The sequence below is a fragment of the Streptomyces sp. NPDC031418 genome, assembly GCF_055581605.1.
The window spans coordinates 171816-182811 of sequence record NZ_JBVIJC010000019.1 but is presented as its reverse complement, the minus strand read 5'-3'; the positions used below and the strand labels follow the sequence as shown (position 1 = coordinate 182811).

Sequence of the window (10996 nt, the reverse complement as noted above, 5' to 3'; positions counted from 1 at the left end):
GGCGAGATCCAGCTCACCGACGCCCTCGAACGGCTCGCCCAGGACGAGAAGCTCGGCGGCCCGGTGCACGGCGTCGTCTTCAAGGGCCGCCGCTATGACACCGGGGACCGCGGCGACTATCTGCGTGCCATTGTCAGACTCGCGTGCGAACGTGAAGACCTGGGCCCGGACTTCCGGACCTGGCTCCGCAGTTACGTAGCCGAGGAGATGCAGCAGTCTTGAGCAGCGCCGCGACCCGCCCCGCAGGCCCGGACGACCTGTGGTCGGTGGACGAGCACCTGGAGGACATCCTCTCGACCGTCCGCCCCCTGGAACCCATCGAGCTGCAACTGCTCGACGCCCAGGGGTGCGTCCTGGTCGAGGACATCACGGTGCCGGTGTCCCTGCCACCGTTCGACAACAGCTCCATGGACGGGTACGCGGTGCGGGTCGCGGACGTCGCGGGCGCCAGCGAGGAGTTCCCGGCCGTCCTGGAGGTCGTCGGGGACGTCGCGGCCGGTGCGGCCGAGCCGGTCCGGGTCGGCCCCGGGCAGGCCGCCCGGATCATGACCGGCGCCCCGCTGCCGCCCGGCGCCGAGGCCGTCGTACCCGTCGAGTGGACCGACGGCGGGCTCGGCGAGGGGCCGGTGAGCGGCATGCGGGCGCGCAGCCTCGCGCCGGAGGGTGCCGAGGGGCACGTACGCGTGCACCGCCCCGCCGAGGCACGCGCGCATGTGCGCGCCAAGGGCAGCGACGTACAGGCGGGCGACCGCGCCCTGGAGGCCGGCACGGTCCTCGGGCCGCCGCAGATCGCCCTGCTCGCAGCGATCGGCCGCGGCACGGTCCGGGTGCGCCCGCGCCCGCGCGTGGTCGTGCTGTCCACCGGCAGCGAACTGGTCCAGCCCGGCGAGGGGCTGGCAGACGGCCAGATCTACGACTCCAACAGCTTCGCCCTCACCGCCGCCGCGCGGGACGCCGGCGCCATCGCCTACCGGGTCGGTGCCGTCGCCGACGACGCCGAGACCCTGCGCTCCACCATCGAGGACCAGCTCATCCGCGCCGATCTGCTGGTGACCACCGGCGGGGTGAGCGTCGGGGCGTACGACGTCGTCAAGGAGGCGCTGTCGCACGTCGGCGACGAGGACGAGCCGGGCAGCGGTGTGGAGTTCCGCAAGCTCGCCATGCAGCCCGGCAAGCCCCAGGGGTTCGGCTCCATCGGCCCCGACCACACGCCCCTGCTGGCGCTGCCCGGCAACCCGGTGTCGTCGTACGTCTCCTTCGAGCTGTTCGTCCGTCCCGCGATCCGCGCCCTGATGGGCCTGGAGGACCTCCACCGGCCCCGCACGCGGGCCACGCTCACCGCGGACGAGCCGCTGCGTTCGCCCAAGGGCCGCCGGCAGTTCCTGCGCGGCGCGTACACGGACGGCGAGGTGACGCCGGTCGGCGGTGCCGGCTCGCACCTGATCGCGGCCCTGGCGCAGGCCGACGCCCTGATCGTCGTGCCGGAGGACGTGGCGGCCGTCGAGCCCGGAACCGAGGTGGAGGTCGTCCTGCTCGGCTGACGCACGCGTGCGTGCCGTCCGCCGGACGGTCCTGATCCGCTGCGCCCGCCGACATGGCGGTACCGTGTCGCGCACAACAGGCCCGTGCACCGCACTGCGACGGGCCCGGACCGGGAGCGCCACACAGCATGAGTACGCAGGACCGACTGACGCACATCGACGACGCGGGCGCGGCCCGCATGGTCGACGTATCCGGCAAGGACGTGACCGCGCGCACCGCCCGTGCCAGCGGCCGGGTCCTGGTCTCGCCCCGGGTGGTGGAGCTGCTGCGCGGCGAGGGGGTGCCCAAGGGCGACGCCCTCGCCACCGCGCGCATCGCCGGCATCATGGGCGCCAAGCGGACCCCGGATCTGATCCCGCTGTGCCACCCGTTGTCGGTGTCCGGTGTGACACTGGACCTGTCGGTCGCGGACGACGCCGTGGAGATCCGGGCCACCGTGAAGACGACGGACCGCACGGGCGTCGAGATGGAGGCCCTCACCGCCGTGACGGTCGCCGCGCTCACCGTGATCGACATGGTCAAGGCGGTCGACAAGGGGGCGGTCATCACGGACGTACGGGTGGAGGAGAAGACGGGCGGAAAGTCGGGCGACTGGAGCCGGGCATGAGCTACCGCGCGCTGGTGATCACCGCTTCCAACCGGGCCGCCGCGGGCGTCTACGAGGACAGGGGCGGCCCGCTGATCGCCGACGGCCTGAAGCGCTTCGGGTTCGACGTCGACGGCCCCCAGGTCGTCCCCGACGGGGAACCGGTGGAGGCGGCCCTGCGGGCGGGCGTGGAGGCCGGTTACGACGCCATCCTGACCACCGGCGGCACCGGCATCTCGCCCACCGACCGCACCCCCGAGGCGACCCGCGCGGTGATCGACCGCGAGGTGCCGGGGATCGCGGAGGCCATCCGGGCGTTCGGCCGGGAGAAGGTCCCGACCTCGGCGCTGTCGCGCGGACTGGCCGGGGTGGCGGGCGGGACCCTGATCGTGAACCTGCCGGGGTCCACCGGCGGTGTGAAGGACGGCCTCGCCGTCCTGGAGCCCCTGCTGGTGCACGCCGTCGACCAGATCCGCGGCGGTGACCACCCCAGACCCAGCAGCGGGGGTGCGAGCTGAACAGCCCTTCCTGGCCCGTCGTGCTGGCGGACGGCGATGTCGTCCTCCGCCCGATAAAGCTGCGCGACCAGCGGGCCTGGCGCGAGGTGAACCGGCGCAACCGGGACTGGCTGCGCCCCTGGGAGGCGACCATTCCGCCGCCCACACCGAGCGGACCGGTCACCCACCGGCCGACCTACCGGCAGATGGTGCGGCATCTGCGCTCCGAGGCCAACGCGGGACGGATGCTGCCGTTCGTGATCGAGTACCAGGGGCAGCTGGTCGGACAGCTGACGGTCGCCGGGATCACCTGGGGGTCGATGTGCTCCGGGCACGTCGGCTACTGGGTGGACGAGGCGGTGGCCGGGCGCGGGGTGATGCCGACGGCCGTCGCGCTCGCGGTGGACCACTGCTTCCGCGCCGTGGGACTGCACCGCATCGAGGTCTGCATTCGCCCCGAGAACCGGCCCAGCCGGCGGGTCGTGGAGAAACTCGGATTCCGCTCGGAGGGGCTGCGGCCCCGGTATCTGCACATCGACGGGGCCTGGCGGGACCATCTCGTCTTCGCGCTCACCGCGGAAGAGGTGCCCGAGGGGCTGCTGGCCCGCTGGCGGCGGGAACGCTCCCGGAACGCCTCGGGCAACGCCTCGGGCAACGCCTCCGGGAACGCCACGGGGAACGCCCCCGGGAATCGCACCCAGCCCTAGAAATTGAATATGTGTTCGAAATTGATCGGCGGTTGACCGGGCCGGCGTATCGAATTCACCCCTGTGGCCGCTCGCTGATCGCATCGGTCGCAAAAAAAGCTGGAAATATCAGCCGGATCGTGCGACACACCGGCTCAATTGGCAGATGGCCTCACGCAAACCCCTCTACGGTGTGAGACGTGAGCAGCAGCGGCCTCATCTACGCAGTCATCGTCGGGGCCTGGGCCGCCTACTTGGTGCCGATGTGGCTCCGTAGGCAGGACGAGCTGAACGAAGCCCGTCCGACGGAACGCTTCAGCACCGCCATCCGGCTGCTGTCCGGAAGGGCGGGCATGGAGCGCCGATACGCCAGGGACCTGCGGGCGCGCTCCGCCCAGGAGGGGGAGCCGGACACCGGCGATCCGGACGCCGTCACCGACTCGGTGGACGTCCGGGCCTTCGCCATGCCTCCGACCCGCCGTCAGGTGCGCCCGGAGGGCGAGCCGGAGGCGCCGTCGAGCGCGGAACCGGCGGACGACCGGATCACCGCCCCGGCGCCCCAGTCCGCCACCGCGCCCGCGCAGAACCGCGGGCCGGCCGAGCGGCGTTCGCCCTCGGCACAGGCGGCCGCGGCACGCGCCCGGCGCTCGAAGGTACTCGCGCGCCGCAGGCGCACCACCGTATTGCTCTTCCTCGCCTTCACCCTCGGCGCGATCGTCGCCGCCGTCGGCGGGCTGGCCTTCCTCTGGGCGCCCGCCGCACCCGCCGTGATGCTCAGCGCGTACATCGCCTATCTGCGGGCCCAGGAGCGTCGCCGCTTCGCCTACCAGATGGACCGCCGGCGGGCCGAGGTCGCCGCCCAGCGCCTGCGCGAGCGTCAGCCGCGCCGCCGCGCGGTCCTCGACGACGGCCCCGGCGCCGACGAACCGGAGGGCGCCCCCGAGAGCGGCACGGACACCGGTCTCTCCACGCTCGCCGCCGACCGGCGCGCCCTCGTGGAGCAGACCGACCACGCCGAATGGGTCGACCAGCAGCGCGAGCGGCAGCGCCGGCCGGGCCACGGGGACAGCTGGGACCCGGTTCCGGTGCCGCTGCCGACGTATGTGACCGCGCCGGTCGCGCCGCGCGCCACCTCGGACGTGGACCTCGGGGCGCCCGACACCTGGAGTTCGGCGCGGTCCAGCTCGGTCGCGCCGGAGCAGGAGGCGGGGCACGCGCCGGGGGCCGAGGCGGACGAGTCGGCGCTCGGCTCCGAGGACAAGCCGGCGGACGGCCGGAGCGGCGCGCTTCCCCCCGCCCGGAAGCGCTCGCGCGGGGGCAGCTCCGGCGCGGCCTCCGCGCGCCGGGCGCGGGAGCGCGGACGCACGCCGCTCTTCGACCAGTACGAGGACGGCGACCGCCCGCGCGCGGCCAACGAGTGATCGGCGGCCCGCCGGTGACCCCCGTCCTGACCAGTCGGGGAGCGGATTTCCAAGCACCGCGATCGGGATGCTAGAGTTTCACTCGTTGCAAGGGCCTGTGGCGCAGTCCGGTAGCGCACCTCGTTCGCATCGAGGGGGCCAGGGGTTCAAATCCCCTCAGGTCCACGCATCACCTTCTTGAGGCAACTCAAGTCGGTAGACGAGATCCCGGCGATCATCATGATCGCCGGGATCTTCGTCGTTTCCGGCCCCGCTCGGCGCCGGAACTCGCCCCTTCTCAGAGCCGCTTGGCGAAGCAGCGGCTCTCCTCGTGGTGGCGGTAGTAGCCGAACTTGGCGCACGGGGCGTAGCCGCTGGAGGTGTACAGGGCGATGGCCTCCGGCTGCTTGGTGCCCGTCTCCAGGACCATGCGGACGCGGCCGGCGGCGCGCGCGTCCTCCTCCAGCGCCGTGAGCATGCGGCGGGCCAGGCCGCGGCCGCGCATCTCCGCGATCACGTACATGCGCTTCAGTTCGGCGTCGCCGTCCTCGTTGCCCTCCTCGTTGCGGTCCTGGCTGCGCCAGCCGCCGGTGGCCACGGGGCGGTCGTACTCGTCGTACGCGATCAGGTACACACCCCGGGGCGGGTCGAACTCCAGGGCGTCGAGGGCCGTGGCGTCGCCGCCGTCGCCGTAGCGGAGGTGGTACTCGGCCTGGACCTCGTCGTTGAGCTTGACGGCGTCGGGGTGGTCGAAGCGGACGCGACGTATATACATGCTGGGCATCGTACTTCTATGCGAAGGCGGGCTCCCGGGGTTTTCCGGGCTCCGACCAGTGTGCCGGTATCGTGCCTGGGTGCTGACTGTGACCTCGGTGAACGTGAACGGGCTGCGGGCCGCCGCGAAGAAGGGCTTCGTGGAGTGGCTCGCCCAGACCTCCGCGGACGTCGTCTGCCTCCAGGAGGTACGCGCCGAGCCGCACCAGCTGCCCGAGCAGGTCCGCCGGCCCGACGGCTGGCACGTCGTGCACGCCCCGGCCGCGGCCAAGGGACGCGCCGGGGTCTCGCTGTACACGCGGCGCGAACCCGACCGGATCCGGATCGGCTTCGGTTCCGCCGAGTTCGACGGCAGCGGGCGCTATGTCGAGGCCGATCTGCCCGGCGTCACGGTCGCCTCCCTCTATCTGCCCTCGGGCGAGGTGGGCACCGAGCGGCAGGACGAGAAGATCCGTTTCATGGGGGAGTTCCTCGCCCACCTCAAGGAGCTGCGGGTCCGGGCCGCCGCCGACGGGCGCGAGGTCGTCGTCTGCGGTGACTGGAACATCGCCCACCGCGAGGCCGACCTCAAGAACTGGCGCGCCAACACCAAGAACGCGGGTTTCCTGCCCGAGGAGCGGGCCTGGCTCGACCGGGTGTTCGACGCGGCGGACGGCGGCTACGCCGACGTCGTGCGCGCCCTGCACCCGGATGTCGAGGGGCCGTACAGCTGGTGGTCGTACCGCGGGCGGGCCTTCGACAACGACTCGGGCTGGCGCATCGACTACCAGGTCGCGACGCCCGGGCTCGCCGGCAGGGCGGTCAAGGGGTTCGTGGAGCGCGCGGCCACACACGCGGAGCGGTGGTCCGACCATGCCCCGGTGACGGTCGTCTACGACCTGTAGGGCCTCTCTTTCGGATCTTGCCGGCGACAGACAGGCCCTGGCGGCGCCTGGTCAGCCGGTCTTCTCCTTGGATATGCGGCGGTCCAGGGCCAGGGAGAGTTCCGCCTCCACGACGCTGCGGGCCAGCGGGCGCAGCCGGTTCAGGTCCTCTTCCGGGGCGTGGCGAAGGACCAGGTCGGCGAAGAGTTCGGCCAGGGCGTCGACGTGTTCCCGCACGCGCGCGCCCGCCGCGAGCACCTCGCCGAGCGGAATGCCCTCGCGGACCAGTGCGGACGAGACGTCCAGCAGCCGGCGGCTGATGTGGACGATCTCGTCTCCGTCGGTGCCGAGGTAGCCCAGGTCCAGGGCGGCGGCGAGGTTCTCCGGGGTGACCTCGCCCTCGAAGCGGGCGGCGAGTTCCTCCGGGGTGAGCCGCACCGGCTCCTCCTCGGTGGGGGCGCCCACGCCCAGCAGGTCGGCGATGTCCCGGCCGTGCTCGAGGGCTTCGGCCAGCTCCGCGATGCCGTTCAGGGTGTGGCCGCGCTCCAGCAGGGCCGCGATGGTGTGCAGACGGGCCAGGTGATGGTCGTCGTACCAGGCGATACGGCCCTCACGGCGGGGCGGCGGAAGCAGTTTGCGCTCGCGGTAGAAGCGGAGCGTGCGCACCGTGATGCCGGCCAGGCGGGCCAGCTCCTCCATGCGGTACTCGCGCGGGGTGCCGGCGCTCGGGTGTTCTGCGTCCTCTGCCACGCCCGCAGCCTATGGCGTACCGCCGGTAACTTTCCTTCCGCGCCCCCTACCGCTCGGTACGGAGCTGCTCTACAGTCCCATTGCGCCAGTGTTCACTGGCAGAGTTCCTAGGTGGGGCCTGGAGGCTTCGGGATGGCCGAGCAAGAGCATGTGCGGGTGGCGGTGATCGGGTCCGGGTTCGGCGGACTCGGGGCCGCCGTGCGGCTGCGCCGCGAGGGAATCACCGACTTCGTCGTCCTGGAGCGGGCGGACAGCGTCGGCGGCACCTGGCGGGACAACAGTTACCCCGGGTGCGCCTGTGACGTGCCCTCGCATCTGTACTCCTTCTCCTTCGCGCCCAACCCGGACTGGCCGCGCACCTTCTCCGGCCAGCGGCACATCCGCGCCTACCTGGAGCACGTCACCGACCTGTTCGGACTGCGCCCGCACCTCCGCCTCGACTCCGAGGTCAAACTGATGAGCTGGGACAACGAGCAACTGCGGTGGAACATCGAGACCACCCGCGGCTCCCTGACCGCCGATGTCGTCGTCTCCGCCACCGGACCGCTGTCCGACCCGAAGATCCCCGAGATCCCGGGCCTCGAGTCCTTCCCGGGCAAGATCTTCCACTCCGCGCGCTGGGACCACGACTACGACCTGCGCGGCAAGCGCGTCGCCATGGTCGGCACCGGCGCGTCCGCCATCCAGATCGTCCCCGCCATCCAGCCGAAGGTCGGCCGGCTCACCCTCTTCCAGCGCACCCCGGCCTGGGTGATGCCCCGGGTCGACCGCGCCATCAGCGGCGCCGAACGCCGACTGCACCGCGCCGTGCCCTTCACCACCCAGCTGCGCCGCGGGCTGCTCTGGGGCATCCGGGAGCTCCAGGTGCAGGCGTTCACCAAGCACCCCGACGAACTCGGCCTGGTGGAGCAGCTGGCCAAGCGCAACATGGCCCGCGCCATCAAGGACCCGGCCCTGCGCGCCAAGCTCACCCCCGACTACCGCATCGGCTGCAAGCGGATCCTGCTGTCCAGCACCTACTACCCGGCGCTGGCCCGGCCCAATGTGGACGTCGTCGCGAGCGGGCTGAGCGAGATCCGCGGCTCGACGGTCGTCGCCGCGGACGGTACGGAGGCCGAGGTCGACGCGATCATCTTCGGTACGGGCTTCCACGTCACGGACATGCCGATCGCCGAGCGCGTGGTCGGGGCGGAGGGCGTCACGCTCGCCGAGTCCTGGAAGAACGGCATGCGGGCACTGCGCGGCGCCGCCGTGGCCGGCTTCCCGAACTGGATGACGATCATCGGCCCCAACACCGGCCTGGGGAACTCCTCCATGATCCTCATGATCGAGTCCCAGCTGAACTACATGGCGGACTATCTGCGCCAGCTCGACGCCCTCGGCGGCCGCACCGCCCTCGACGCCCGGCCCGCCGCCGTCGAGGCCTGGAACCACCGGGTGCAGGAGCGGATGAAGCGGACCGTCTGGAACACCGGCGGCTGCACCAGCTGGTACCTCGACGCGAGCGGCCGCAACACCACCATCTGGCCCGGTACGACGACGGAGTTCCGCCGGGCGACCCGGCGGGTGGACCTGGCGGAGTACGAGGTCGTCCGGAGGCCCGCTGAGCCGCGGCGACCAGCGCGCGCGACCCAGGAACCCGCTCCCGCGCACGCCGGCAGCGCTCAGCAGGGGGAGGGCGCCGCATGATCCGGCCGACCCCGGTCGCCTCCGGCCCGTACGTCCCGCCCGTACCCTCCCGGGTCCTCACCGTCACCTCCGCCGACGGCGCGCGGCTGCATGTCGAGGTGCACGGTCCCGAGGACGCGCCCCCCGTCGTCCTCTCCCACGGCTGGACCTGCTCGACCGCCTTCTGGGCCGCGCAGATACGGGAACTGGCGGCCGACCACCGGGTGATCGCGTACGACCAGCGGGGGCACGGGCGCAGCCCCGCGAGCCCCGACTGCACCACCGACGCGCTGGCGGACGACCTCGAAGCGGTGCTCACCGAGACGCTCACCCGCGGGGAACGGGCCCTGATCGTCGGCCACTCCATGGGCGGGATGACCGTCATGGCCGCCTCCGGGCGCCCCCGCTTCCGGGAACACGCCGCCGCCGTCCTGCTGTGCAGCACGGGCAGTTCCCGGCTGGTCGCCGAGGCGCGCGTGCTGCCGATGCGCGCCGGGCGGGTGCGCACCTGGATCACCGGACGCATCCTCGGTTCGAGCGCCCCCCTCGGCCCGGTCACGCCGGTCGCCAAGAGCATCCTCAAGTACGCCACCATGGGCGCCGGTTCCGCCCCGCACATGGTGGAGGCGTGCGCGCGGATCGTGCACGCCTGCCCGCGCGCCGTGCGCCAGGTCTGGGGCGGCGTGCTCGCGGCGCTCGATCTGGAGCACGGGGTACGGGAACTGCGCGTGCCCACCGCGATCGTGCACGGCGCGTCCGACCGGCTCACGCCCCCCGCACACGCCCACGCGCTGGTCGCCGCGCTGCCGCACTGCGTCGGCCTCACCGAGCTGACCGGCGTCGGCCATATGACCCCGATCGAGGCGCCCGAGCTGGTGACCGGCCGGATCCGGGAACTCGTCACCACATACGTCACGGGGAACGGCCCGTACGTCGCGGGGAACGGTCCCGAGCCGCACCCCACCCCCGTGCAGCAGATCAAGGAGGGCGCATGAGCAGGGTCGGCCTCGAAGGACAGGTCGCGGTCGTCACCGGGGCGGCGCGCGGCGTCGGCGAGCTGCTGGCGCGCAAGCTGTCCGCGCGCGGGGTGAAGGTCGCGCTGGTCGGGCTGGAGGAGGAGGCGCTCAAGGAGGTGTCGGGGCGGCTGCACAGCGAGAGCGCGTACTGGTACGCCGACGTCACCGACCACGAGACGATGAGCCGGGTCGCGCAGGAGGTGAAGGCGCGGTTCGGGAAGGTCGACATCGTGGTGGCCAACGCCGGGGTGGCGACGGGCGGTCCGTTCATCGACTCCGACCCGCAGGCGTGGCGGCGGGTGATCGAGGTGAACCTGATCGGTTCGGCGGTGACCGGGCGCGCGTTCCTTCCGGTGCTGGTCGAGAGCCGTGGCTATCTGCTCCAGATCGCCTCGCTCGCCGCGCTCACCCCGGCGCCGATGATGTCGGCGTACTGCGCCTCCAAGTCGGGCGTCGAGGCGTACGCGCACAGTCTGCGCGCCGAGGTCGGCTACCTGGGCGTGCGGGTGGGCGTCGGCTATCTCTCCTGGACCGACACCGACATGGTGCGCGGCGCCGACCGGGACGACACGATGCGGGAGTTGCGGCAGCGGCTGCCCTGGCCGTCGAACAAGACGTATCCGCTCGGCCCCGCGGTGGACCGGCTGGTCGAGGGGATCGAGCGGCGCTCGGCGCATGTGTACGCGCAGTGGTGGCTGCGCGGCATGCAGGGCGTGCGCGGATATCTGCCGGCGCTCATCGGGTCGGTCGGCCAGCGCGAGATGAAGCGGTTCGCGCCCCGGTTGCAGGGGATGCGTCTGGGACTCATCGGCGCAGGTGGGGAGGCGGACGAAGAGGCGAGCACTACGCACCGTAACTGATCCACATGCGTACCGTGAGGGCCCGTGTGACGCTGGTCGAGGCCCCACCGAGGGGCCGACCCCAGAACCCTCACCCACCACGGGAGTGAACCCACATGGGTACGAAGGACCAGTTCCGCGACAAGGCCGGCCAGTGGCAGGACAAGGCCAAGGACAAGCTGGGCCAGGAGCGTGAGCGCGCCGGCCAGCAGGGCCGGCAGCCGCAGCGCGGTCAGCAGCCGCAGCACGGCCAGCCGCAGCGCGGTCAGCAGCCGCCGTCCGAGCGGGGTCGCCAGAACATGGGCGACATCGACGACACGGAGCGGGAGATGCAGGACCGGCTCGACCACGACTACGACATGTAGCACCGTGCTC

At 72.4% G+C, this 10996-nt stretch carries 12 protein-coding genes, 1 tRNA gene and 1 pseudogene; 12 read left to right on the top strand and 2 right to left on the bottom strand.

Features of this window, described 5'->3' with window-relative positions:
- The 7 genes and pseudogenes from ACZ5CZ_RS27365 to ACZ5CZ_RS27335 all read left to right on the top strand — a co-directional run.
- Positions 1-222 (top strand): annotated as a pseudogene (locus tag ACZ5CZ_RS27365) (UTP--glucose-1-phosphate uridylyltransferase); the annotation flags it as partial.
- Positions 219-1541: a molybdotransferase-like divisome protein Glp gene (glp, locus tag ACZ5CZ_RS27360; protein ID WP_468946849.1), complete on the top strand. Its 1323-nt coding sequence runs from the start codon at positions 219-221 to the stop codon at positions 1539-1541. The pseudogene ACZ5CZ_RS27365 and the gene glp, both read left to right, overlap by 4 nt.
- 128 nt (positions 1542-1669) lie before the next feature.
- Positions 1670-2149: a cyclic pyranopterin monophosphate synthase MoaC gene (moaC, locus tag ACZ5CZ_RS27355; protein WP_385845008.1), complete on the top strand. Its 480-nt coding sequence runs from the start codon at positions 1670-1672 to the stop codon at positions 2147-2149.
- Positions 2146-2646, top strand: a complete 501-nt coding sequence (locus ACZ5CZ_RS27350) for a MogA/MoaB family molybdenum cofactor biosynthesis protein (RefSeq protein WP_468946847.1) — start codon at positions 2146-2148, stop codon at positions 2644-2646. The genes moaC and ACZ5CZ_RS27350 overlap by 4 nt, the downstream gene beginning before the upstream one ends.
- A gap of 20 nt (positions 2647-2666) precedes the next feature.
- On the top strand, positions 2667-3332 hold the full coding sequence (locus ACZ5CZ_RS27345; RefSeq protein WP_385845005.1) for a GNAT family N-acetyltransferase: 666 nt from the start codon (positions 2667-2669) through the stop codon (positions 3330-3332).
- A gap of 179 nt (positions 3333-3511) precedes the next feature.
- Positions 3512-4732 carry a divisome protein SepX/GlpR gene (gene sepX / locus ACZ5CZ_RS27340; RefSeq protein WP_468946843.1) on the top strand — a complete coding sequence of 407 codons (1221 nt, stop codon included), beginning with the start codon at positions 3512-3514 and terminating at the stop codon, positions 4730-4732.
- Between the two features lie 91 nt (positions 4733-4823).
- A tRNA-Ala gene (locus ACZ5CZ_RS27335) sits at positions 4824-4897 on the top strand.
- A gap of 112 nt (positions 4898-5009) precedes the next feature.
- On the opposite strand, the gene ACZ5CZ_RS27330 is transcribed toward ACZ5CZ_RS27335, so the two are convergent.
- Positions 5010-5486 (bottom strand): GNAT family N-acetyltransferase, encoded by a 477-nt coding sequence (locus ACZ5CZ_RS27330; RefSeq protein WP_468946840.1) that lies wholly within the window; start codon positions 5484-5486, stop codon positions 5010-5012.
- 79 nt (positions 5487-5565) lie between these two features.
- Here ACZ5CZ_RS27330 and ACZ5CZ_RS27325 point away from each other — a divergent pair, with 79 nt between their 5' ends.
- A complete protein-coding gene (locus tag ACZ5CZ_RS27325; RefSeq protein ID WP_450790579.1) occupies positions 5566-6369 on the top strand; it encodes an exodeoxyribonuclease III in 804 nt (267 codons plus the stop codon).
- A gap of 51 nt (positions 6370-6420) precedes the next feature.
- On the opposite strand, the gene ACZ5CZ_RS27320 is transcribed toward ACZ5CZ_RS27325, so the two are convergent.
- A complete protein-coding gene (locus ACZ5CZ_RS27320) occupies positions 6421-7047 on the bottom strand; it encodes a MerR family transcriptional regulator (RefSeq protein WP_468946855.1) in 627 nt (208 codons plus the stop codon).
- A gap of 183 nt (positions 7048-7230) precedes the next feature.
- On the opposite strand from ACZ5CZ_RS27320, the gene ACZ5CZ_RS27315 reads away from it, so the two are divergent.
- The 4 genes from ACZ5CZ_RS27315 to ACZ5CZ_RS27300 all read left to right on the top strand — a co-directional run bounded on the left by ACZ5CZ_RS27315 (position 7231) and on the right by ACZ5CZ_RS27300 (position 10986).
- Positions 7231-8787: a flavin-containing monooxygenase gene (locus tag ACZ5CZ_RS27315; RefSeq protein ID WP_468946837.1), complete on the top strand. Its 1557-nt coding sequence runs from the start codon at positions 7231-7233 to the stop codon at positions 8785-8787.
- Complete coding sequence (locus ACZ5CZ_RS27310; RefSeq protein WP_385844997.1) at positions 8784-9761, top strand: alpha/beta fold hydrolase; 978 nt, start codon at positions 8784-8786, stop codon at positions 9759-9761. The genes ACZ5CZ_RS27315 and ACZ5CZ_RS27310 overlap by 4 nt, the downstream gene beginning before the upstream one ends.
- Positions 9758-10642, top strand: coding sequence for an SDR family oxidoreductase (locus ACZ5CZ_RS27305; protein WP_385844996.1), 885 nt, complete (start codon positions 9758-9760; stop codon positions 10640-10642). The genes ACZ5CZ_RS27310 and ACZ5CZ_RS27305 overlap by 4 nt, the downstream gene beginning before the upstream one ends.
- A gap of 95 nt (positions 10643-10737) precedes the next feature.
- Positions 10738-10986 (top strand): hypothetical protein, encoded by a 249-nt coding sequence (locus ACZ5CZ_RS27300; protein WP_385844994.1) that lies wholly within the window; start codon positions 10738-10740, stop codon positions 10984-10986.
- Positions 10987-10996 lie beyond the last annotated feature (10 nt).